Source organism: Pseudomonas sp. Pso3, assembly GCF_055393275.1.
On record NZ_AP043687.1, the window covers coordinates 1,383,545 to 1,406,679 of the forward strand.

General features: G+C 66.7%; 22 protein-coding genes. 12 read left to right on the forward strand and 10 right to left on the reverse strand.

Annotated elements, in window-relative coordinates:
• Positions 1-6 precede the first annotated feature (6 nt).
• Entirely contained in the window at positions 7-1,389 is a 1,383-nt protein-coding gene (locus ACZ5R1_RS06455) for a heavy metal sensor histidine kinase (protein WP_464712917.1), read from the reverse strand.
• A complete protein-coding gene (locus tag ACZ5R1_RS06460; protein WP_007160627.1) occupies positions 1,386-2,057 on the reverse strand; it encodes a heavy metal response regulator transcription factor in 672 nt (223 codons plus the stop codon). The genes ACZ5R1_RS06455 and ACZ5R1_RS06460 overlap by 4 nt, the downstream gene beginning before the upstream one ends.
• A gap of 120 nt (positions 2,058-2,177) precedes the next feature.
• Between ACZ5R1_RS06460 and ACZ5R1_RS06465 the strand changes: the two genes are divergently transcribed.
• From ACZ5R1_RS06465 to ACZ5R1_RS06485, 5 genes are all read left to right on the forward strand, one after another.
• Positions 2,178-2,789, forward strand: a complete 612-nt coding sequence (locus ACZ5R1_RS06465; protein ID WP_150339227.1) for a hypothetical protein — start codon at positions 2,178-2,180, stop codon at positions 2,787-2,789.
• Between the two features lie 227 nt (positions 2,790-3,016).
• Entirely contained in the window at positions 3,017-3,643 is a 627-nt protein-coding gene (locus ACZ5R1_RS06470) for a cytochrome b/b6 domain-containing protein (RefSeq protein ID WP_007160625.1), read from the forward strand.
• Positions 3,630-4,385 carry a molybdopterin-dependent oxidoreductase gene (locus ACZ5R1_RS06475; RefSeq protein ID WP_074584606.1) on the forward strand — a complete coding sequence of 252 codons (756 nt, stop codon included), beginning with the start codon at positions 3,630-3,632 and terminating at the stop codon, positions 4,383-4,385. The genes ACZ5R1_RS06470 and ACZ5R1_RS06475 overlap by 14 nt, the downstream gene beginning before the upstream one ends.
• A 310-nt stretch (positions 4,386-4,695) precedes the next feature.
• The gene (locus tag ACZ5R1_RS06480; RefSeq protein ID WP_007160623.1) at positions 4,696-5,577 is read left to right on the forward strand and encodes an NAD(P)-dependent oxidoreductase; all 882 of its coding nucleotides are present in this window, start codon (positions 4,696-4,698) and stop codon (positions 5,575-5,577) included.
• Between the two features lie 69 nt (positions 5,578-5,646).
• Positions 5,647-6,474 (forward strand): AraC family transcriptional regulator, encoded by an 828-nt coding sequence (locus ACZ5R1_RS06485; RefSeq protein WP_464712918.1) that lies wholly within the window; start codon positions 5,647-5,649, stop codon positions 6,472-6,474.
• Here ACZ5R1_RS06485 and ACZ5R1_RS06490 read toward each other — a convergent pair.
• Together ACZ5R1_RS06490 and ACZ5R1_RS06495 are read right to left on the reverse strand one after the other, a co-directional pair.
• Positions 6,460-7,047: a LysE family translocator gene (locus ACZ5R1_RS06490; protein ID WP_027598266.1), complete on the reverse strand. Its 588-nt coding sequence runs from the start codon at positions 7,045-7,047 to the stop codon at positions 6,460-6,462. The genes ACZ5R1_RS06485 and ACZ5R1_RS06490 overlap by 15 nt on opposite strands.
• 202 nt (positions 7,048-7,249) lie before the next feature.
• Entirely contained in the window at positions 7,250-9,472 is a 2,223-nt protein-coding gene (locus ACZ5R1_RS06495) for an ATP-binding protein (protein ID WP_197851472.1), read from the reverse strand.
• Between the two features lie 251 nt (positions 9,473-9,723).
• Between ACZ5R1_RS06495 and tadA the strand changes: the two genes are divergently transcribed.
• A complete protein-coding gene (gene tadA / locus ACZ5R1_RS06500; protein WP_007160619.1) occupies positions 9,724-10,227 on the forward strand; it encodes a tRNA adenosine(34) deaminase TadA in 504 nt (167 codons plus the stop codon).
• On the opposite strand, the gene ACZ5R1_RS06505 is transcribed toward tadA, so the two are convergent.
• From ACZ5R1_RS06505 to ACZ5R1_RS06525, 5 genes are all read right to left on the reverse strand, one after another.
• The gene (locus ACZ5R1_RS06505) at positions 10,224-10,622 is read right to left on the reverse strand and encodes a SufE family protein (RefSeq protein WP_464712919.1); all 399 of its coding nucleotides are present in this window, start codon (positions 10,620-10,622) and stop codon (positions 10,224-10,226) included. The genes tadA and ACZ5R1_RS06505 overlap by 4 nt on opposite strands.
• Complete coding sequence (locus ACZ5R1_RS06510) at positions 10,619-11,827, reverse strand: aminotransferase class V-fold PLP-dependent enzyme (protein WP_464712920.1); 1,209 nt, start codon at positions 11,825-11,827, stop codon at positions 10,619-10,621. Before ACZ5R1_RS06510 ends, ACZ5R1_RS06505 begins: the two co-directional genes overlap by 4 nt.
• Before the next feature lie 50 nt (positions 11,828-11,877).
• Positions 11,878-12,912, reverse strand: a complete 1,035-nt coding sequence (dapD, locus tag ACZ5R1_RS06515) for a 2,3,4,5-tetrahydropyridine-2,6-dicarboxylate N-succinyltransferase (RefSeq protein ID WP_042137936.1) — start codon at positions 12,910-12,912, stop codon at positions 11,878-11,880.
• Positions 12,913-12,985: 73 nt separating this feature from the next.
• Entirely contained in the window at positions 12,986-13,348 is a 363-nt protein-coding gene (locus ACZ5R1_RS06520) for an ArsC family reductase (protein ID WP_007160615.1), read from the reverse strand.
• A gap of 131 nt (positions 13,349-13,479) precedes the next feature.
• The gene (locus tag ACZ5R1_RS06525; protein ID WP_007160614.1) at positions 13,480-13,920 is read right to left on the reverse strand and encodes a Z-ring associated ZapG family protein; all 441 of its coding nucleotides are present in this window, start codon (positions 13,918-13,920) and stop codon (positions 13,480-13,482) included.
• A 185-nt stretch (positions 13,921-14,105) separates the two neighbouring features.
• Between ACZ5R1_RS06525 and ACZ5R1_RS06530 the strand changes: the two genes are divergently transcribed.
• From ACZ5R1_RS06530 to rpsI, 6 genes are all read left to right on the forward strand, one after another.
• Positions 14,106-14,741, forward strand: a complete 636-nt coding sequence (locus ACZ5R1_RS06530) for an alpha/beta hydrolase (RefSeq protein ID WP_027598261.1) — start codon at positions 14,106-14,108, stop codon at positions 14,739-14,741.
• A gap of 33 nt (positions 14,742-14,774) precedes the next feature.
• On the forward strand, positions 14,775-16,124 hold the full coding sequence (locus ACZ5R1_RS06535) for a tryptophan--tRNA ligase (RefSeq protein WP_464712921.1): 1,350 nt from the start codon (positions 14,775-14,777) through the stop codon (positions 16,122-16,124).
• An 86-nt stretch (positions 16,125-16,210) separates the two neighbouring features.
• Positions 16,211-17,305 (forward strand): cell division protein ZapE, encoded by a 1,095-nt coding sequence (gene zapE, locus ACZ5R1_RS06540; protein ID WP_007160611.1) that lies wholly within the window; start codon positions 16,211-16,213, stop codon positions 17,303-17,305.
• Between the two features lie 54 nt (positions 17,306-17,359).
• Positions 17,360-18,061 carry a deoxyribonuclease V gene (gene nfi / locus ACZ5R1_RS06545; RefSeq protein ID WP_464712922.1) on the forward strand — a complete coding sequence of 234 codons (702 nt, stop codon included), beginning with the start codon at positions 17,360-17,362 and terminating at the stop codon, positions 18,059-18,061.
• A 206-nt stretch (positions 18,062-18,267) separates the two neighbouring features.
• The gene (gene rplM / locus ACZ5R1_RS06550) at positions 18,268-18,696 is read left to right on the forward strand and encodes a 50S ribosomal protein L13 (protein ID WP_007160609.1); all 429 of its coding nucleotides are present in this window, start codon (positions 18,268-18,270) and stop codon (positions 18,694-18,696) included.
• A 15-nt stretch (positions 18,697-18,711) separates the two neighbouring features.
• Complete coding sequence (gene rpsI, locus ACZ5R1_RS06555; RefSeq protein ID WP_007160608.1) at positions 18,712-19,104, forward strand: 30S ribosomal protein S9; 393 nt, start codon at positions 18,712-18,714, stop codon at positions 19,102-19,104.
• Between the two features lie 705 nt (positions 19,105-19,809).
• On the opposite strand, the gene rne is transcribed toward rpsI, so the two are convergent.
• Positions 19,810-23,091: a ribonuclease E gene (gene rne, locus ACZ5R1_RS06560; protein ID WP_464712923.1), complete on the reverse strand. Its 3,282-nt coding sequence runs from the start codon at positions 23,089-23,091 to the stop codon at positions 19,810-19,812.
• Positions 23,092-23,135: the final 44 nt, after the last annotated feature.

Sequence of the window (23,135 nt, forward strand, 5' to 3'; positions counted from 1 at the left end):
CGCGCTTCAGGCCGCCGGGGTCGGGAAGACCAGGCTGAAATGGATGCCCCGCTCATCCTGCTCGACCTCGGCGCGGCCGCCGTGCAGGCGCATGATGGCGGCGACGATGGCCAGGCCCAGGCCGTTGGAATCATGGGGCTGGTGGCGCGAGGGATCGGCGCGGTAGAAGCGGTCGAATAGCCGACGCAGGTGCTCCGGTGCCAGCGCCGGCCCGGCATTGCTGACGCGGATGCGCCCGCCGTCCGCCTGCAGGAGGATCTCGCCGTCCGGCTCGGCATAGCGGATGGCATTGGCCACCAGGTTGCTCAGGGCGCGGCGCAGCATCAGCGGATCGGCGACCACCTCGCCGCCGCCCGATACCACCAGGCGCAGGCCGCGCTCGTCGGCCGGCCCTTCGAAATAGTCGGCGATGCGCGCCAGCTCTTCGTCCAGCTGCAACGGCTGCGGGGTCAGCACCGCCTGGGCGTCGTCGGCGCGGGCGAGGAAGAGGATGCTTTCCACCAGCCGCGAGATGCGCTCCAGCTCCTCCAGGTTGGACGCCAGCAGCGCCTGGTAGTCCTCGGCACTGCGCACCTGGCGCAGGGCGACCTCGGTATGGCCCATGAGGGCATTGATCGGCGTGCGGATCTCGTGGGCGAGGTCGGCGGAAAACTGCACCAGTCGGCCATAGCCGTCGGCCAGTCGCGCCAGCATGGCGTTGTAGTTCTCCACCAGCGGTTGCAGCTCGCGCGGGGCATCGGCCAGCTCCAGGGGCGCGGCCAGGCGGGTCGGGGTGATGCCGCCGGCATGGCGGGCGATGCGCCGCAGCGGCGCCAGGCCGCGTCGCAGCAGCAGATAGCCGAGGCCAGCGGTACACAGGAAGGCCAGGGTCACCGCGCCGATCAGGCCCAGCCGGAAATCGGCCAGGGTGGTGTCTTCGTTGCGCAGCACATGGGCGGCGGTCAGCTCCACCGGGCCTTCGGGGGTGTTCACCGCGACCCGCGCCGCGCGCCAGCGGGTGCCGTCGGCCAGCTGGCCTTCGCGCAGATCGGCCCGGGTCGGTCGTCGGGTCTGGGGGATGACGGCCAGCTCGGGAAGGGCGATCTGCAGCGGATTGGAGGCGATCACCGGCTTGGCGCCCGGCGCGCCGATGAGAAAGACGTCCTGCTCGTTGCCCAGCATGTTGGCGAACAGCTGCGGACTGCGCCCCAGGGTCTCCAGCGACAGGTCGGCGCTGAGCAGGCTGCGAAAATGCGCCAGGCGACCGAGCAGGGCATAGTCGGCGCGCTCCAGCACCGTCCGTTCCAGGCTGTGGTAGAGAAAGACACCCGCGCCGCCCACGGCGAGCAACGCCACCAGGGCGAATCCCAGGGTGGCGCGCAGGATCAGCGAGGGTGAGCGGGCGCTCAAGGGCGGACCTCGCAGACATAGCCGATGCCGCGCACGGTATGGATCAGCTTGACCGGGTAGGGGTTGTCGACCTTGGCGCGCAGCCGCTTGATGGCCACGTCCACCACGTTGGTGTCGCTGTCGAAATTCATGTCCCAGACCTCGGCGGCGATCAGGGTGCGCGACAGCACCTCGCCTTCGCGACGCAGCAGCAGGTGCAGCAGGGCGAATTCCTTGTTGGTCAGCGTGATGAGGTCGTCGCCACGGGTCACCCGGCGGCGCAGGAGGTCCAGCTGCAGATCGGCCAAGTGGAAGTGCTCGGGCTCGCGCACCACGCCACGGCGCAGCAGGGTGCGGATACGCAAGAGCAGCTCGACGAAGGAGAAGGGCTTGACCAGGTAGTCGTCGGCGCCCAGCTCCAGGCCGCGGATGCGATCCTGCAGGCCATCGCGGGCGGTGAGAAAGAGCACCGGCACGTCGAGCTTCTTGCGCAGCACTTCCATGATCTGCCAGCCGTCGATGCCGGGCAGCATGACGTCGAGGATGATCAGGTCGTAACGGCCGTCCAGGGCCAGGTGCAGGCCGTCGGCGCCGTGCTGGGTCCAGTCGACCGCGTAGCCGGATTCGCCGAGGCCCTTCTTCAGGTACTCGCCGGTCTTCTGGTCGTCTTCGATGAGGAGAATGTGCATGACGTAATGGTAGGGCTTCCGGTCGCTCCGCTGGGTGACATTTTTGTCATTCGCCGGTCATCTTGCTGACCCCCCACGCGTCGCACTGTGGCGGGGCGATTCCCTATCCCAGGAGGCTCCATGCGTACCCAGACTCTGCTCCGCGGTTCCCTCGCCCTGCTGCTCGCCGGCAGTGCCCTGCTGGCTCAGGCCGCGCCCATGCCCACCGTCAAGCCCATGCGCGGCACGGTGGACAGCGTCCAGGGCGACACCCTGTCCTTCACCACCAGAAGCGGTGCCCACCAGACCCTGATGCTGGATGACAAGACCAGCTACCGCGCCGTGTCCAAGGCCAACCTGGATCGCATCGAGGCCAACAGCTTCATCGGCTCCGCCGCCACACCGCAGCCCGACGGCACCCTCAAGGCGCTGGAAGTGACTGTGTTCGAGGCCAGCCTGCGCGGCTCCGGCGAAGGCCACTACGGCTGGGAAAATGCCGATGGCAGCACCGGCACCATGACCAACGGCACCGTGGGCGAACTCAAGAAGGCCAACGGCCGCACCCTGACCGTGCAGTACAAGGGCGGCGAGAAGCAGCTGGTGGTGCCGGAAGACGTGCCCATCGCCTATGTCGAGAAGGGCGACCGCAGCCTGCTCAAGCCCGGTGCCAAGGTAGTGCTGTTCCCCGCCGAAGACGGCAAGCACGCCAAGGGCGTGGCCGTAGGCAAGGACGGTTTCACCCCGCCCATGTAATGAACTACCCAAAGCCAGCTGCGCGTCGGCCAAACGGCGTTGAAAAGCCCCTGGGTCGCCAGCCCGGTCGGAATGCTCATTTACCATTCGTAAACTCGAGCGCGAGTCCGATCCGCTTCCTCAGGGCCTTTCGCCTTGTTTGGCGCTAGCTCGCAAGGCTTTGAATAGTCCATGTAGTTAAGCGGTCGCCTGGCGACCGCGTCCAACTTTCCGTGGAGGGGAACCCCATGACCACCTCGCGACGGCGCCTGGTGCATCGCTGGCCGGTGCGCCTCACCCACTGGCTCAACGCCCTGGCGATGCCCTGCATGTTCATGAGCGGCTGGGCGATCTACAACGCCTCGCCGCTGTTCTCCTTCACCTTTCCCGCCTGGTCGACCCTCGGCGGCTGGCTGGGCGGCGCCATCGCCTGGCACCTGGCGGTGTTCTGGCTGCTGGCGGTGAACGGCCTGGTCTATCTGCTCTATGGCCTGTTCAGCGGCCACTTCCGGCGCGATTTCCTGCCCCTGTCGCCACGCGCCATCGGCCGCGATTTCATCGCCGCCGCACGTCTGCGGCTTGGCCACCAGCTGGGCACCTACAACGCCGTGCAGCGCCTGCTCTACTGGGGTGTGCTCGCCCTTGGGGTGCTGGTGGTGCTCTCGGGGCTGGCCATCTGGAAGCCGGTACAGCTGCAAGGGCTGGTCGCGCTGCTGGGCGGTTTCGACACCGCCCGCTACGTGCATTTCTTCGCCATGGCCGGCATCGGCGCCTTCGTCGTCGTGCACCTGGCCCTGGTCATCCTGGTCCCCCGCACCCTGCCGCCGATGATCACCGGCCGGGCGCACGAGGAGGTTGACGATGAGTCGGCGTGAACGGCTGCGCCTGGAACCGGCGCAACAGCGGCAGGTGGAAAATCTGCAACGACGCCTGCTGCTCAAGCAGGGCCTGACGGTGGGCGCCCTGGCCATGCTCAGCGGCTGCAACCTGCAGGACGGCGACCAAGTCGACAAGGTGCTCTGGTCCATGTCGCGCTTCAACGACCGGGTGCAGGCCTGGCTGTTCGGCCGCGAGCGCCTGGCGCCGACCTATGCCGCCAGCCAGATCACCAATCCCTTTCCCTTCAATGCCTTCTACCCCGAATACAACGTTCCGGAAGTGGACCTGAGCGACTATCGCCTGGAGGTCTCCGGCCTGGTCGCCCACAAGCAGGCCTGGACCCTGGAAGACCTGCGCCGCCTGCCGCAGCGCGCCGACATCACCCGCTTCATCTGCATCGAAGGCTGGAGCGCCATCGGCCAGTGGGGCGGGGTGCCGCTGCGCACCTTCCTCGAACGCATCGGTGCCGACACCACGGCCAAGTACGTCGGCTTCAAGTGCGCCGATCGCTACTACTCCAGCATCGACATGGCCTCGGCGCTACATCCCCAGACCCTGCTGGCGCTGGACTTCGGCCAAGTGGCCCTGCCGCCGGACTACGGCTACCCGCTGCGCCTGCGGGTACCCACCAAGCTCGGCTTCAAGAATCCCAAGCACATCCAGGCGCTGTTCGTGACCAACGACTATCCCGGTGGCTATTGGGAGGACCAGGGCTATAACTGGTTCAGCGGGATCTAGATCCCACTCAACGTCTGCTGCGCGTCGGCCAAACTGCGTTGAAAAGACCCTGGGTCGCCAGCCCGGCCTAGGCGGCCCCGTCGCAATGCTCATTTACCACTCGTAAACCCGAGCGCGGGTCCGATCCGCTTCCTCAGGTCTTTGATTCGCTAGCGCTCACCCTTCGGGCCAGGCTGCGCCTGTTACTCCCGCAGGTCGTTGCGCCTTGTCTGTCTCTAGCTCGCGAGACGTTGAGCGGGATCTAGCCGGCGGAACCCCCGTCGTCGGGGGCAGTCGAGATACCACCCATCCTTTACCCAGGAGTCTCGCCATGTCCGCCCATCCCTCGATCGGTTTCATCGGCTTCGGTGCCATGGCCCAGCGCATGGGCGCCAACCTGCGCGAGGCCGGCTATGCGGTCAGCGCCTATGCCGAGCACCAGCAGGACGGCGAGCGCCACGGCACGCCCATGGAGCCCCTGGCGACCCTCTTGCCCCAGGCGGAGGTGGTGATCGTCTCCCTGCCCAACGACGCCATCCTCGAACAGGTGCTGCTCGGCCCCGACGGCGTCCTCGCCCGGCTGGAGAGCGGTCGTCTGCTGATCAACACCAGCACCAACTCGCCGGCGCTGGCGCTGCGCCTGGAGGCGGCCGGTCGCGCCCGGGGTATCGCCGTGGTCGAGGCCCCGGTGTCCGGCAGCACGCCCGAGGCGGAAAAGGCGCAACTGGTGGTCCTGGCCGGTGGCGAACCCGAGGCGGTGGAGCGCGCCCGTCCCATCCTCGAGACCCTGGGCAAGACCGTGCACCACGTCGGTCCGACCGGACAGGGCGCCGCCATCAAGCTGGCCATCAACGGCCTGATGGGCGCCGGACTCGCCGCCCTGGCCGAGGCGCTGGCCTATGCCACCCGCGCCGGCCTGGATGCCGAGGTGCTGTTCGAGGTGTTCGGCGACCTGGCGGTGCTCTCGCCCCATCACCAGCGCAAGCTGGCGGCGCTGCGCGACGGCGACTTCGCCCCGCAATTCCCGGCGGCGCTGATGCACAAGGACATGGGCCTCCTGCTGGCCGAACTCAACGCCACCTACCAGGGCGCCCCGACCCTGGCCGCCGCGGCGCAGCAACTGGCGCTGGGCGCCGAATTGCACCCGGACGCCGACTACCTGATCACCGCCGACGTCCTGCTGGAGGAAGCCGAAGACGCTGCCACCCGCTGACGCCTGACTTTCCCCCTTCCGGGACGACGTCTAGACTGCTCCGGTCCGTCGTCCCGGAATCCCTGCCGCATGACCGCTACCGGCGCCGTCCCTGAGTTCTGGCGCGATCCCGCGCTGCCCTTTCTCGAAGCCCGTTCCATCCAGGACGGCCGCGCGCTCTGCTATGCCCCGCATTCCCACGAGACCTTTTCCATCGGCACCGTGCTGGGTGGGCGCAGTCGCTATCACAACGGCCGGACTCGCGAACTGGTGGGGGCGGGGACCCTGGTGCTGATGAATCCCGGTGACGTCCATGCCTGCAATCCCCAGGGCGAGGCTGCCTGGCGCTATCGCATGCTGCACGTGGATGCCGGCTGGCTGGCCGAGCTGCAGCGTCCGGGGCGCGACGACTTCCAGCCCCTGGCGGCGCAGCTGTCGCGGGACAGCCAGCTCTATACCGGCCTGGAAGCCCTGCATGCCTGCCTGGTGGATCCCGACACTCTCACCCTGCAGCGCCAGAGCCAGGCGCTGCTGTATTTCGAGGCCGTGCTGGCCCGCCTGGGTCGCACCCCGGTCGCGGCGGCGCCGGTGCGCGAGGATCGCCGGCTGAGGCGCGCTGCCGAATTTCTCGATGCCCATTGCGGCGAAGGGGTCAGCCTGGACCAACTCAGCCAGGTGGCGGATCTCTCGCCCACCCAGCTGATTCGCAGCTTTCGCCGGCGCTTTGGCCTGACGCCCCACGCCTATCTGATCGACCGACGCATCCGCCTGGCGCGGCAACGCCTGCGTCAGGGCGAGGGGCTGGCCGAGGTCGCCCTGGCCACCGGTTTCGCCGACCAGGCCCACCTGCAGCGCACCTTCAAGCGCCTGGTGGCGGCCACCCCCGGTCAGTATCGCGCCGCGTCAGCCCTCCCATAGCAGCGAAGCGGCGCACAGCACCAGCAACGCGGCGAGGGCGCGATTGAGCAGGCGCAGGCGACCTGGCGTCAGGGCGCGGCCACGCAGCCATTGACCGGCCACCGCCCAGCAGGCCAGGGAGGCGAAACAGATCACCAGGTAGAGGCCGGCGAACAGCGCCAGGCGGCCGCGATCCTCGCCCACGAACAGCGCCACCCCGGCCGCAGCGGCGAGCCAGGCCTTGGGATTGAGCCACTGCAGCAGGGCGCCGTCGCGAAAGCCCGGGCAGGCCGCCACTGCGCCGCTGCCCAGGTCCCCCGAGGCCCGTGTCAGTTTCCAGGCCAGGTACAGCAGGAAGAGGGCGCCCGCCACGCGCAGGATCCAGAGCAGTGCCGGCCAGGCGGCCAGCACCTCGTGCAGGCCGAGGCCGACCCCCAGCAGCAGGACGACGAAGCCCAGGGTGGCCCCGGCGACATGCCACAGGGCCGGTCGCCAGCCGTGGGTGAGGCCGGTGTTGAAGCCCACCAGATTGACCGGGCCGGGAGAGAGGGACGCCACCAGGGCAAAGGCGGCCATGGACAGGATCAGGGTCATCGCGAGGTCTCGACAGTTGTGGAGACCTGAACCTAGCGGGGATGCCCCCTGGCGGTATTGAAGAAAATGACCCTTGCAGCCCGACGAAAGGCGGGAATTCGCGGCGTTTCGCTAACGTCCATTACAGCGAGCCCAGCGCTCCCCCGGTGGTTTCAACGTCGCTGTCGGCCACCGGGGCTTTCCTTTCTCTCGTCCGGGTACGCTAGGGCGCGATGGGCAGGGTGAAGCGGAAGGTACTGCCTTCGCCCAGGGCGCTGGTGACGCTCAGCTCGCCGCCATGGGCTTCGACGATGCCCTTGGCGATATACAACCCCAGCCCATGACCGGTAGGGTTGTCTTCCTGGACATGCCAGAACCGCTCGAACACCCGCGCCTGCTGCGCCTGGTTCATGCCGCGACCGTTGTCCGTCACGCTGATCTCCGCCAGGTTGCCGACCTGCCGCATGCTGAGCTGTACCAGACCGCCCGGCGCGGTGAACTTGATGGCATTGCCCAGCAGATTCATCAGTACCTGGAAGATGCGTTCGGCTTCCACCAGGACCTGGAGCTCCGGATCGGCCGCGTATTCCAGACTGATGTTCTTGATCTCCGCCAGCGGGCGCGACAGCAGGATGGGCTGCGCGCAGACGTCGGCCAGGCGCGCGGGCTTCAGATCCAGCGCCAGGCGATCCGATTCGATCTTGGACAGGTCCAGCAGGTCGCTGATCAGGGCATTCATGCGATTGGCCGCGGTCTCTATCACCTCCAGCGAACCGGGCAGGCGATCATCGCCCGGGGCCAGCTTTTCCAGCTGGCGCTGCAGCATTCCGACCTTCATCAGGATGATGGTGATGGGGCTGCGCAGGTCATGGGAGACCGCCGCGACGATCTCGTCGCGGAGACGCACCGCCTGCCGCTCGCGTTCGACCTGGCGTGCCAGATCCAGCTCGATGGCCGAGCGGCGCAGGTCCTTGGCGGCGAACAGATCGGCCTGGCGCCAGCGTTCGGAACGCAGCCGTACCAGCTCCTTCCAGGCATCGAAGGAACGCCGCGGATGCGGATAGTTGAGCCCTGGACCCGGCATGGGCACCGTGGCTTCCAGCTTGGCCGGGTTACCGCTCCAGACCACCGTGGTAACGATCTCGGGGCGGAACCAGAGCACCAGGTTGCGCACCGGCTTGGGCAACGTCAGGGCCAGCACGCCACTGGCGCTGGCGCTGTAACGGCGGGCGTCGGGCAATTCGTCGGCCAGGCAGCGAGTCGCATAGATGCCCGAAGTGTCCATCTCGGCCGTGACCCAGGCGGCGAGGACGCGAATGTCCTCCGCGCCGGGGCACTCTCCCAGGGTGCAGAGCTCGTCCTCCACCAACACCGCGACCCCGGTGGCATCCACCAGCTCCAGGAGGTCGGTGGGTCTTTCGCAGAGTCCGCTGAGCACCTCGCCACGGCTGTCGCACATGCCCTGGATCAGGGCTGCCAACTGCGCCTCGCGGGCGTCGATCTCACGCTGCACCTGGCGATTCTCCAGAGCGCGGATCATCAGCGATACCAGCACCCCGACCGAGCGGCAGGCCATCCGCGTGCGATAGGGCAGATACAGGGGTTCGCGGTGGCCACAGCTGATCAGTCCCCAGAGCTTGTCGTCGCTGATCAGCGACACGCTCATGGAGGCGCGCAGACCCTGGTTGCGCACGTACTGGCAGTGGATGGGCGATACGCTCCGCAGCACCGCATGGGTCAGATCGATGGGGTCGCGCTCGGTGCCATGGAGAAAGGCCGGTACCAGCGGGATCGCCTCGTACTGGGCGTCGGGAATGTTGCGGATCCAGTTCTCGTGATAGAGCGCCCGGGCCTGGGCGGGGATATCGCTCGCTGGAAAGTGCATGCCCAGGTAGCTGTCGATGTCGTCGACCCGATCCTCGGCCACCACCTGGCCATCGCCGCCATCATCGAAGCGATAGACCACCACCCGATCGAAGCCGGTCAGGGCGCGCACCTCGCGTACCGCGCCTTCGCACAGCTCGGGCAGGGTACGCGCCTGTTGCAGGCGGGCCAGGGCACGGGCCAGCCCGGCGGGTTCGACACCGCCATGGTCGTCCGGCTCGAATTCCAGGAACACCAGGCCATGGCTGCGGTGCAGGATCACGTCCATGTCGCGGGCCGGGCGCGTCCAGCTCAGCGGATTGGCTTCTTCCAGATGCTCCAGGGTCAGCGCCTGCCGCACCTGTTCGTACAGCTCGAGGGGCAGCACCTGCTGCAGTGGTCGATCCAGCAACTCGACCTGGGGCTTGCCGAACAGCTCGGGGAGGTTGCGGCTGGCATGCTTGATCAGCCCTTCCGCCTCATCGAACGCGATAAGGTAGCCGTGTGCCTGGATGGCGCCTGGAATGCGGATCGGCTCGCTTTCGCAGCTTTGCAGGGACTGACCGGAGGGGGCAGCAATCATGCGACTGTCTCAGATGAACTCTTGAATAGGACCGCAACGAGCCGGTCCTGTTAAAGCTTTAGCACCGAATGGCTGTGAATGTGATGCCGTTCACGCGCTGCCAGCAGTCACCGCACCATTTTCGCATTCACAGTACCTGATAACCATTATCGCGATCATTTCTTGCCGAAGGGTTCATCTTTGGCCGCGGATCCTGCGACTGGTCTCGCGGGCTGACGGCGGTATCATGACGCTTTGTCCAGAGTTCAGTCATGGCCCGCTTCCGCCCCTTGCCCATCATCGACCGCAGCCGGGATGACCTGTTCATGCGCGAGGCCCTGGCCCTGGCGGAGCAGGGCGCCGCCCAGGGCGAGGTGCCGGTCGGCGCTGTGGTGGTGCTCGATGGCGAGGTCATCGGCCGCGGCTTCAATCGCCCCATCGGTGCCCACGATCCCAGCGCCCATGCCGAGATGCAGGCGATTCGCGACGCCGCCGCTCGGCTGGCCAACTACCGGCTGCCTGGCGCGACGCTCTATGTGACGCTCGAACCCTGCAGCATGTGCGCCGGCCTCATCGTCCACAGTCGCATCCAGCGCCTGGTCTATGGCGCCAGCGAGCCGCGCGCCGGCATGGCCCAGAGCCGCGGGCGCTTCTTCGAGCAGGACTTCCTCAACCACCGGGTGCTGGTGGAGGGTGGGGTGCTGGCCGAGGCCTGTGGTCAGGTGCTGACCGACTTCTTCCGCGCGCGGCGCAATCCCGCGGCTAGCGAAGGCTAGGCCGCCAGTTCGCGCATCCGCGTGAGCACGGCATTCAGGCCGTTGCTGCGCGATTGCGACAACTGCCGTTCCAGGCCGAGTTCGCCCAGCCAGCCGTGAATGTCGAGGCGGCCCAGCTCTTCGCGGGTCAGGCCATTGGCGCGCACCAGCACCACGGCGAGCAAGCCCTTGAGCACCCGGGATTCGCTGCTGGCACGAAAGAAATGACGCTCGCCCTGGGCTTCATGGGTCAGGCGTACCCGGCTCTCGCAGCCTTGTACCAGGTCTTCGTCGCGCTCCTCGAGCACCGCCGGCAGGCGCTCGGCCCACTGCAGCAGCAGTCGCGAGCGCCCCTCCCAGCCCTTGGCGATGACAAAGGCGCGGCGGGCTTCCGCCGCATCGGGAAGCAGATTCATCGCAAGAGCTCCAGGGCGTTGTCCAGGGCGGTGAAAAAGCGCTGCAGGTCCTCGGCATCGTTGTACAGGCCCAGGGAAACCCGCAGCGCACCGGGGGTCTGCAGGGTCTGGAACAGCGGCATGGCACAGTGCTGACCGGCGCGCACCGCGATGCCCTGTTCGCCCAGCAGATGGGAGAGATCGCCGACGTCCACGCCCGCGACCTGGAAGCTGGCCAGGGCGATCTGGGGTTCACCCAGCACCCGCACGCCGTCGCGGGCAGCCAGCCCGGCCAGCAGCTTCAGGCTCAGGGCCTGCTCGTGACCGCGGATCAGCGTCTCGTCCTGGCCCTGCAGCCAGTCGACCGCCGCGCCCAGGGCGATGGCCGCGCCTATGGGCGGCGTCCCCGCCTCGAAGCCCATGGGCGCGGCGTGGAAGCGGGCGTCGGTGAAGGTGGTGTGCTGCACCATCTCGCCGCCGAATTGCCAGGGCTTGAGGTGCGCCAGGCACTCGGCCTTGCCCCAGAGTACGCCGATGGCCTCCGGGGCATAGAGCTTGTGGCCGGAGAACACATAGAAATCGGCGTCGAAGTCTGCCGGGCGATGCCGCCCATGGACCGCGCCCTGGGCGCCATCCACCACCAGCCAGGCCGGCGAGCGTGCCCGGATCAAGACCGCGAGTTCCGCCAGCGGCTGCCAGGTGCCGAGCACGTTGGACAGCTGGCTGACCGCGACCACGCGGGTGCGCGGCCCCAGCAACCGCTCGGCGGCTGCCAGGTCCAGATGACCGCTCGGAGTCAGCGGGATGACCCTGAGCTCGAGGCCGCGACGCCGGGCCAGCTGCTGCCAGGGCAGCAGGTTGGCGTGGTGCTCCAGGGCACTGATGAGAACCTCGTCCCCGGCTGCGAAGGCGTCTTCCAGGCCATAGGCCAGCAGATTGAGCGCCTCGGTCGCGCCGCGGGTCAGCACCACCTCGTGCGGCGCGGCAGCGCCCAGCCAGGCGGCGATCCGCCCCCGGGCGCCTTCGTAGGCGGCGGTGGCGCGCTCGGCAGCCCAGTGCTGGGCCCGGTGCACATTGGCCGCGCCCAGGCTGTAGCTGGCCAGCAGGGCATCCAGCACTACCTGGGGCTTCTGCGCCGTGGCGGCGCTGTCGAGGTAGGTGATGCCGTCGGCGGCGAAGGCGGTGAAAGCCGGGAATTCGGCTCTCCAGGGGGAGGGTAGCGACATGGCGACAGCTCCGGGGTAGCCCGCGCGAGGCGGGCTGCCCGGTTGTGGACTCAGTTGTGCGCGTGCAGCGCTTCGTTGAGTTCGATGGCGGTCTTGTTGGTCTTGCACTCGACCGCGCCGGTTTCCGAATTGCGGCGCAGCAGCAGGTCGCTCTGACCGGCCAGCTCGCGCGCCTTGACCACCCGTACCAGCTGGTTCTGGTCATCCAGCACGGCGACCTTGGTACCCGCGGTCACATAGAGACCGGATTCCACGGTGCAGCGATCGCCCAGCGGGATGCCGATGCCGGCGTTGGCGCCGATCAGGCAGCCTTCGCCGACGCTGATGATGATGTTGCCACCGCCGGACAGGGTGCCCATGGTGGAACAGCCGCCGCCCAGGTCCGAGCCCTTGCCGACGAAGACGCCCGCGGAAACGCGGCCTTCGATCATGCCGGGGCCGGCGGTACCGGCGTTGAAGTTGACGAAGCCTTCGTGCATCACGGTGGTGCCTTCACCCACATAGGCACCCAGGCGTACGCGGGCGGTATCGGCGATGCGCACGCCGGCCGGCACCACGTAGTCGGTCATCTTGGGGAATTTGTCCACCGAGAAGACTTCCAGCAGCTTGCCGCGCAGACGGGCTTCCAGCTGCTCGGCCGGCAGTTCGGCCAGGTCCACGGCGCCCTGGTTGGTCCAGGCGACGTTGGGCAGCAGGGCGAAGATGCCGCTGAGGTTCAGGCCGTGGGGCTTGACCAGGCGGTGGGACAGCAGGTGCAGCTTCAGGTAGGCCTCGGGGGTGGAGGCGGGCGCGGCGTCTTCGGCCAGCAGGGTGGCCACCAGCGGCTTGGTGCTTTCCGCCAGGCGGGTCAGCAGCGCCGATTGCACGGCATCGATGCCCTTGAGGGCTTCGGCCAGACCGCGGGCCTGGGCCGGGGCGAAGGCGATGGCCTGGTTGCCGCCCTGGTAGTCCAGCAGCGGCGCGACTGCCTCGACCAGCGCCGCCGGGGGATTCAGCAGGGGCTGTGCATAGAAGACTTCCAGCCAGGCGTCCTGGCGATTCTGGGTGCCGACACCGAAGGCGATACTGAAGAGGGCATTCGACATGAGACTGTTCCTTTGCAGAGGCACCGATCCGGTCGGTGCGAGATGTTCGGTAGTAGGGGCGGTGGCCGCGGGGTCAGTTCAGGGCCGCGGCATAGAGCTCGGGCTTGAAGCCCAGCAGGGTACGGTCGCCGAGATCGAGCACGGGTCGCTTGATCATCGAAGGCTGCGCCAGCATCAGGTCGATGGCCTTGGCGGTGTCGAGGTCGGCCTTCTGGGCGTCGTCGAGCTTGCGGAAGGTGGTGCCGGCGCGATTGAGCACCTTGTCCCAGCCATGCTCCGCGCACCAGGCCGCCAGCCGCTCGCGGTCGATGCCGCTCTGCTTGTAGTCATGGAAGTGGTAGGCCTGGCCGTGCTCGTCGAGCCACAGACGGGCCTTCTTCATGGTGTCACAGGCCTTGATGCCGTAGAGGCTCAGGCCACTGGCCGCTGCGGGCATGGCGTTCTCCTGCGAAAGACTGCAACCGCGGATTATGCCATGACGGGCCGGAAAAGGGCCGGGCGTCGCGCCCTGAGTGAAGAGGGCGGAGGCCGGAAAGCAGAAGGCCGGGGAGTCCCCGGCCTTGGCGATCAACCGCGGCTTTTCACGCCGTAGGTTTCGTCGAGGGTGCCGGGGGTGCCGTCACCCTTGGGCGCGTAGTCCCGCGGCGCTTCGGTCGGACCGTCGATGCGCTCGCGACTGGAGGGGTAACGCTGCTCGGCGCTGTGCAGCGAGGCCAGCAGGTGCTGACGGGTCAGTTCGTCCTGGGCCAGGCGCTCGGCGCCTTCGGACAGGTGCGACTGCATGTCCTGGTAGGTCTGGGTGAGCTTGCGCACCAGGCCGGCGGTGGTACTGAAGTGGCTGGTGACCTCGTGCTGGTAGTCGTCGAACTTCTTCTGCAGATCATCCAGCTGGCGCTGCACCCGGCTCGGCGCGGCACCCGGCACCAGGCGTGCCAGCAGAAAACCTATCCCGACCCCGATCAGCAGCGCGACCAGGGGCAACAACCAGGTAGTGAGCGACTGTTCCACGAAACTTCCTCTATGAGCGGCTTTGCTTTACGGTAACGGCAGACCGGCGAGCCTGTACACTGGGTTGCGTCTTCTGCCATTCGCTGGGCGTCATCATACCCCGCACTCAGGCATCGCGCAGGATCGACCCTATCAAAATCAACTCCTTGGATGAGCACTGTTCGTCCGGGATCACGGAGTCAAGCGTGTCAGCCCGTGAACAACCCCTGCTGCTGGAGGGCCCCGCGGGCACTCTGGAGGCGCTGTACCAGAGCCCGGATGCCCCCACCGGCGCGGTATTGCTCTGTCATCCCCATCCGCTCCATGGCGGCGCCATGCAGAACAAGGTGGTCGCCACCCTGCAGCGCATCGCCCGGGATGCCGGCCAGGCCACCCTCAGATTCAATTTTCGCGGCGTTGGTGCCAGCACCGGCGTGCATGCCGGTGGCGAAGGCGAGATCGACGATGCCGCGGCCGCCGTGGCCTGGTTGCGTGAACGCCATCCCGACCTGCCCCTGACCCTCTGCGGCTTCTCCTTCGGCTCCTGCGTCGCCGCCTGCCTCGGCGGGCGCCTGGAAGGCGAGGGCGTGGCGGTGGAACGGCTGTTCATGCTGGCGCCGCCGGTGGAGCGTTTCGCGGTCGACGGCCGCCTGCCCCAGCGGGCGCGCCTCACCGTGATCCAGCCCGAGGCCGACGAGGTGGTGACCCCCGAGCGGGTCTATGCCTGGTCCGCGGCGCTCGAACAGCCGCACGAATTGCTCCGCGTCGCCGACTGCAGCCATTTCTTCCATGGCAAACTCGTCGAACTCAAAGATCTGGTCCTGCCCCGCCTGCAGGCCTGACCCTCGTTAGTCTCTCGGATTTCCAGCGCCTCCATGACCACTCGCATCCTCACTGGCATCACCACCACCGGTACCCCGCACCTGGGCAACTATGCCGGGGCCATCCGTCCCGCCATCCGCGCCAGCCTGGCCGACGATGCCGACTCCTTCTATTTCCTCGCCGACTACCATGCCCTGATCAAGTGCGACGACCCGGCGCGCATCCAGCGTTCGCGCCTGGAGATCGCCGCCACCTGGCTGGCCAGCGGCCTGGATCCGGAGCGGGTGACCTTCTATCGCCAGTCCGACATCCCCGAGATCCCCGAGCTGACCTGGCTGCTCACCTGCGTCGCCGGCAAGGGCCTGCTCAATCGCGCCCATGCCTACAAGGCCGCGGTCGACCGCAACCTGGAGCAGGGCGAGGATCCCGATGCCGGGGTCACCATGGGGCTCTACAGCTATCCGGTGCTGATGGCCGCGGACATCCTGATGTTCAACGCCCTGCGTGTGCCGGTCGGGCGCGACCAGATCCAGCACGTGGAGATGGCCCGCGACATCGGTCAGCGCTTCAACCATCTGTTCGGCAATGGGCGCGACTACTTCGCCCTGCCCGAGGCGGTCATCGAGGAAAGCGTCTCCACCTTGCCCGGCCTCGATGGCCGCAAGATGTCGAAGAGCTACGACAACACCATCCCGCTGTTCGGCAGCGCCAAGCAGCTCAAGGACGCCATCGCCCGCATCGTCACCGACTCGCGCCTGCCCGGCGAGCCCAAGGACCCCGACAGCGCCCACCTCTTCACCCTCTACCAGGCCTTCGCCACCCCCGAGCAGAGCGCGGCCTTCCGCGCGGCCCTGCTGGACGGCCTGGCCTGGGGCGAAGCCAAGGGCCAGCTGTTCGAGCTGCTCGACGCCGAGCTGGGCGAAGCACGCGAGCGCTATGCGGCGCTGATCGCCCGTCCCGATGATCTGGAAGACATCCTGCTGGCCGGTGCCGCCAAGGCCCGCCGCTATGCCACGCCCTTCCTCGGCGAGCTGCGCGAAGCCGTGGGCCTGCGCTCGCTCAAGACCCAGGTCGCCACCGGCGGCGCCAAGAAGAAGGCCAGCAAGACCGCCCGCTTCGTCAGCTTCCGCGAGAGCGACGGCAGCTTCCGCTTCCGCCTGCTCGACGCCGACGGCACCGAACTGGCCTTGTCGATCCCCTTCGCCGAAGCCAAGACCGCCGGCATCACCAGCAAGCAGCTGGTCACCACGCCGGCCAGTGTCGTGGCGGGAGAGGGCAACGGCTTCCAGTTGCTGCTGGCAGATCAGGTGGTGGCCGAGGGCGTCGCCAGCGATTCCCCCGCCGCGCGCGATGCGCTGATCGAGCGGACGCGCACCGCACTCGCACAATTGGCCGAGGGCTAAAGGGCACCCGCGGTCCCCGGCGTTGTCAACGCCAGGGACCGCCATTACAGTGACCACCCTTTTTTCCCACCCGACCAGAAGCCGCCATGACCCCCCTCGAGCGTTACCAGGCCGACCTCAAGCGCCCGGAGTTTTTCTACGATGCTGCCCAGGAAGAGGCCGTGCGCCATCTGCAGCGCCTCTATGACGAATTGCTCGCCGAGCCCGCGTCCAAGGGTGGCCTGTTCGGCAAGCTGCTCGGGCGCAAGACGGTCACGCCGGTCAAGGGTCTGTATTTCTGGGGTGGGGTAGGGCGCGGCAAGACCTATCTGGTCGATACCTTCTATGACGCCCTGCCGTTCAAGCAGAAGATGCGCACCCACTTCCACCGCTTCATGAAGCGGGTCCACGAAGAGCTGCGCACCCTCAAGGGCGAGAAGAATCCGCTGACCATCATCGCCCGGCGTTTCGCCGACGAGGCGCGGGTGATCTGCTTCGACGAATTCTTCGTCTCCGACATCACTGACGCCATGATCCTGGCGACCCTGCTGGAAGAGCTGTTTAAGAACGGCGTCAGTCTGGTCGCCACCTCGAACATCGTGCCCGACGGCCTCTACAAGGACGGTCTGCAGCGCGCGCGCTTCCTGCCGGCCATTGCGCTGCTCAAGGAGCACACCGAGATCGTCAACGTCGACAGCGGCGTGGACTATCGCCTGCGCGCCCTGGAGCAGGCGCAGCTGTTTCACTATCCGCTGAGCGACGAGGTCGAGGCGGCGATGGCCAAGAGCTTCCGTTCGCTCACCGTCGAGTGCAACGACCTCTGCGAAGACGTGCCGCTGATGATCGAGAATCGCGAGATCCGCGCGCGCCGCACCTGCGAAGACGTCGCCTGGTTCGATTTCCGCGCCCTCTGCGACGGTCCGCGCAGCCAGAACGACTACATCGAGCTGGGCAAGATCTTCCAGACGGTACTGGTCAGCAACGTCGAGCAGATGGACGCGCTCAAGGACGACATGGCGCGGCGCTTCATCAACCTGGTCGACGAATTCTACGATCGCCAGGTCAAGCTGATCCTGTCGGCCGAAGTGGAGCTCAAGGACCTCTATTCCGGTGGCCGCCTGGAGTTCGAATTCCAGCGCACCCTCAGCCGCCTGCTGGAAATGCAGTCCCACGAATACCTGGCCCGTCCGCACAAGCCGTGAACCCTGCCCGGGTTGAAGGATCAATCCTTTGACCCAGGTTTTCGGGAGGTACGTGTGAATTCCGATCCCTTTGCCGAATGGGACGGCTCGCCCGCCCAGGCGCGTATCCTGCAGAAGCAACTGGCCACCCAGGTCCTCTTGCACGACGACTTCGGCTCGCCGCGGCGTTACGCCGGGGTCGACGTGGGCTTCGAGGAGGGTGGCGAGATCACCCGTGCGGTCGCTGTCCTGCTGGATGCCGAGACCCTGCAGCCACTGGCCCATGCCGTCGCCCGCATCCCTACCGTGATGCCCTATGTGCCGGGCCTGCTGTCCTTTCGCGAATTGCCGGCGCTGCTCCAGGCCCTGGCGGAGTTGCCGGAGACGCCCGAGCTGGTGTTCTGCGACGGCCATGGCATCGCCCATCCGCGCCGGCTGGGCATCGCCGCCCATCTCGGGGTAGTCACCGGTCTGCCGACGATCGGCGTGGCCAAGAAGATTCTCACCGGTCACCACGGCGAACTCGCCGAGACGCGCGGCAGCCAGGTCGACTTGCGGGATCGCGAGGGTGGGGTGATCGGCACGGTGCTGCGCAGCAAGGACCGGGTCAAGCCGCTGATCGTCTCCCCCGGGCACCGGGTCAGCCTGGCCAGCGCACCCGCGCTGGTCATGGCCTGCGTCAGACGCCATCGGTTGCCGGAACCGACGCGGCTGGCCGATCACCTGGCCTCCCGTCGCCAGGGTTCGGCGGCGACCCAGACGCTATTTTCTTTCTAGCTTGCGGTTGCTTTTCTGGCGTGAACGGGTATCATGCCGCAGCTTTCTTGGCGGGGGATGCCTAAGCCTGCCGAGATCGCCGTAGCGGACGCCGACCCGAGCCCCCGAAGAGCGTCTGTTTCCGGCTGCCCCTGACTTGTCTGGGGTTGCACTGTTGTGTAGAATTTGCCGTCTTTTTACCAGGGCGGCCTCTGAGGCCATAGAGAATGAAAACTTTCACCGCAAAACCGGAAACCGTTAAGCGCGACTGGTACGTCGTCGACGCTGCTGGCCAGACTCTGGGTCGTCTGGCTACTGAAATCGCCACTCGCCTGCGTGGCAAGCACAAGCCCGAATACACCCCTCACGTTGACACCGGCGACTACATCGTCGTCATCAACGCCGAGCAGGTTCGTGTGACCGGTGCCAAGACTACCGACAAGATGTACTACCATCACTCCGGTTTCCCGGGTGGCATCAAGTCGATCAACTTCGAAAAGCTGATCGCCCGTGCTCCCGAGCGCGTCATCGAGACCGCCGTCAAGGGTATGCTGCCGAAGAACCCGCTGGGCCGCGACATGTATCGCAAGCTCAAGGTGTACAAGGGTGCGAACCATCCGCACACCGCTCAGCAGCCCCAAGAACTCAAGTTTTAATCGGGATAGTACAACATGTCGGCAACTCAAAATTACGGTACCGGCCGTCGTAAGACTGCCACCGCTCGTGTCTTCCTCCGTCCGGGCACTGGCAAGATCTCCATCAACGATCGCGCTCTGGACACCTTCTTCGGTCGCGAGACCGCGCGCATGGTCGTGCGTCAGCCCCTCGAGCTGACCGAGACCCTGGAGAAGTTCGACGTCTACGTTACCGTCGCTGGCGGTGGTGTGAGCGGTCAGGCCGGTGCTATCCGTCACGGCATCACCCGTGCGCTGATCGAGTACGACGAAGGCTACCGCAGCTCCCTGCGCAAAGCCGGTTACGTCACTCGTGACGCCCGTGAAGTCGAGCGTAAGAAAGTCGGTCTGCGCAAAGCGCGTAAGCGTCCGCAGTACTCCAAGCGTTAATCCTTCGGGATACGCTCGAAAAACCCAGCCAAGCGGCTGGGTTTTTTTATGCCTGGGATTTTTCGGCGAAGGGTGCGCAGGGCCAATGGTGTGGGTCCGCCGCCAAAGGTCGGCAGTCCGGTATCAGCCGAACGTTGGGCTTCGCTACACTCAGCGCCAACCTGCCTCGATTCCCATGGGTACCGTAGGCTGGGTTGAGGCAGCTCCACCGCCGAAGCCCGGCAATCAGCCCATCTCCCCGTGTTGGGCTTCACTACTCTCAGCGCTAACCTGCTTCGATTCCCTTGGGTCCGTAGGCTGGGTTGAGGCAACTTCACCGCCGAAGCCCAACATCAGGCCATCCTGTCCTTTGTTGAGCTTCGCCACGCTCAGCGCCAACCTACGTCGATTCCCTCGGGCACCGTAGGTTGGGTTGAGGCAACTCCACCGGCGAGGCCCAACAATCAGCCCATCTCCGAGTGTTGGGCTTCGCTACGCTCGGCGCTAACCTGCGTCGATTCCCTGGGCCCGTAGGTTGGGTTGCGGCAGCTCCACCGCCGAAGCCCAGCCAGGCAGGCCTTTATCGCGGGTAGGGCTCCAGTGCGTAGAGGGCTGGCCTGTATCGATCTATCGGGACCGGCTCGTCACCCTCGGTGCGCCATGCCCACTCGAATTCGAGGCATAAAAAAGGGGCGCCTAGGCGCCCCTTTTCATGGCTGGCGGAGATCAGCCGGGATGATTTTCCCGCGACTCCTTGAGCTTGCGATCGAGTTCGGCCTGGGTGGCTTCATCCTCTTTCACCGCATCGGCCTTGGGAGCCTCCGCAGGGGTGTCGGCTTCGCCGGTCAGGGCGACGGTAGCTGCTTCTTCCTGCGCAGGGCTGGGCACGATTTCCACGGGCTCTTCCACCACGATCGGCGCCGATTCGGCTTCGGCTGCAGGCAGCTCTTCAGCGATCGGGGCCGGCTGGACCTCGGGCGTCTGTTGCGGCTCGACGGTACCTACCGCCGCGGTGGCGAAGGTTTCCTCGGTTTCTGCAATGGCACCCAGGGCAGGGGCCTGAGCGTCCTGCTCGGCCTGCTTGGCGCGCGCGGCTTCGGCTTCACGTGCCAGGCGCTCGCGACGACGGCGCTCACGCGGATCGTTGGAGGCGCGACCGGCAGCCGATTCCGCAGCTTCGGTCTCGACCGGTGCCGCGGGAATGGGCGCGGTGGCTGTTACTGGAGCGGTCTGCTCGACCACCGGCGTGATGATCTCGACTTCCTGGTGCGGCGCACGCTCGTCCTGCAGCTGGCTCACCTGGGGGGTGAGGATCTCCGGCTGGGCAGGGGCGTCCGCTGCGGGCTGCTCCATTGCAGCCTCCTGGGTGGCTTCGGTGGCGGCCGGGGTTTCGGCGGTGGCTGCCGACTCCTGCTGGCGAACGTCACGAACCTCTTCCTGGGTGGCAATGGCGGTCACGCTTTCGCTGACCACGACGGCGGTACCCAGGGCGACCGCGGCCGGCGCGACAGGGGCGTCGGTGGCTGCAGTACCTTGCTCTTCGTCTTCGATGAAGTTGCCGTTGGCATCACGCTGACGCTCACGACGGTTGCTGCGACGACGCTGGCCGCGGGAACGGCGACGCGGACGCTCTTCGCCTTCTTCCAGCTCTTCGTTGCCTTCCAGCACCTCTTCTTCGTTCAGCTCTTCGGCGCTGGCCGCTTCCTGGCGCTCTTCGCGGGCCTTGCGTTCTTCGCGTGGCTGACGCTCTTCACGCGGCTTGCGCTCTTCACGCGGCTGACGCTCTTCGCGAGCCGGACGCTCTTCAGCGCTCACGCGCTCTTCGCGGGGTTGACGCTCCTCACGAGGTTGACGCTCTTCGCGGGGCTGACGCTCTTCACGCGGCTGGCGCTCTTCACGCGGCTGGCGCTCTTCGCGAGTGGCACGCTCCTCGCGGGGCTGACGCTCTTCGCGGGGCTGGCGTTCTTCGCGCGGTTGGCGCTCTTCGCGATTGGCGCGCTCTTCGCGGGGCTGACGCTCCTCGCGAGCCGGGCGGTCTTCACGAACCTGACGCTCTTCGCGCGGCTGGCGCTCTTCACGCGGCTTGCGCTCTTCGCGGGCCGGGCGCTCGCTGCGATCGGCGCGCGGCTGGCGTTCTTCACGCGGCTTGCGCTCGTCGTCACGGCGGCCTTCACGGCGGCGATTCTGCTGACGACCGTTGCGGCGCTCGTCCTGGCGACGCTGCTCGTCGCTGCTCTTGGGCGCTTCCGGAGTGGCAGCGGTCTTCTCGACCATGGGCTGCTCTTCGGTCTTGCCGGCGAACAGGCTGACCAGGGACTTCACCAGACCCTTGAACAGGTTCGGCTCGGCGGTGGTTTTGGCGGCAGGGGCAGCAGGAGCGACCACTTCGGCGGCGACCGGGGTGGGGGCGGGTGCGCGCTCGGGCGCCACCTTCACGGCCGCTTCCTGGCGCACCAGGGTACGGGTGGAGCTGACCGGCTGCACCTCTTCGGCTTCGGTGTTGGCCATCTCGTAGCTGGACTGGCTGTTCAGCAGCTCGGGATTGTCGTCACGCAGACGCTGCACTTCGAAGTGCGGGGTCTCGATGTGATCGTCCGGCAGGATGATGATGCGCACGCGGGTGCGCAGCTCGATCTTGGTGATGCTGTTGCGCTTCTCGTTGAGCAGGAAGGACGCCACCTGGATGGGTACGTGGGCGCGCACCTCGGCGGTGCGATCCTTGAGGGCTTCTTCCTCGATCAGGCGCAGGATGGCCAGCGACAGGGATTCCACGTCGCGGATGATGCCCTGGCCGTTGCAACGGGGGCAGACGATGCCGCTGGTTTCGCGCAGGGAAGGGCGCAGGCGCTGGCGGGACATTTCCAGCAGGCCGAAGCGGGAGATGCGACCGATCTGCACGCGGGCGCGGTCGGCTTCCAGTGCTTCGCGGACGCGATCTTCCACGGCGCGCTGGTTCTTGACCGGGGTCATGTCGATGAAGTCGATGACGATCAGGCCGCCGATGTCGCGCAGACGCAGCTGACGGGCGATTTCCTCGGCCGCTTCCAGGTTGGTCTGCAGGGCGGTTTCTTCGATGTCGCCACCCTTGGTGGCGCGCGCCGAGTTGATGTCGATGGACACCAGGGCCTCGGTGGGATCGATGACGATGGAGCCGCCGGACGGCAGCTTCACTTCACGCTGGAAGGCGGTCTCGATCTGGCTTTCGATCTGGAAGCGATTGAACAGCGGGACACTGTCCTGATAGAGCTTGATCTTGCTGGCGTACTGCGGCATCACCTGACGGATGAAGCTCAGGGCTTCTTCCTGGGCTTCGACGCTGTCGACCAGGACTTCACCGATGTCCTGACGCAGGTAGTCGCGGATGGCGCGGATGATGACGTTGCTTTCCTGATAGATCAGGAAGGGGCCCTTGCGCTCACCCGAGGCTTCGGTGATGGCGGACCAGAGTTGCAGCAGGTAATCGAGGTCCCACTGCAGTTCTTCGGTGCTGCGGCCCAGGCCGGCGGTGCGTACGATCAGGCCCATGTCGCCCGGGGCGTTCAGGCCGTTCAGGGCTTCGCGCAGTTCGTTGCGCTCTTCACCCTCGATGCGACGGGAGATGCCGCCGGCACGGGGATTGTTGGGCATCAGCACCAGGTAGCGACCGGCGAGGCTGATGAAGGTGGTCAGGGCGGCGCCCTTGTTGCCGCGCTCTTCCTTTTCGACCTGGACGACTACTTCCTGGCCTTCGGAGAGCACTTCCTTGATGTTGACGCGGCCTTCCGGGTTCTTCTTGAAGTATTCCCGGGAGATTTCCTTCAGCGGGAGGAAGCCGTGGCGATCGGCGCCGAAGTCGACGAAGGCGGCTTCCAGACTGGGTTCGATGCGGGTGATGCGGCCTTTGTAGATGTTGGCCTTTTTCTGTTCGCGGGCTCCGGACTCGATGTCCAGGTCGAACAGCCGTTGACCGTCGACCAGGGCAACCCGCAATTCCTCGGGCTGGGTCGCGTTGATGAGCATTCTCTTCATGTAATACCACTACGTTCCGGGCTCTCGGCCCGCAGGGTGGCAAC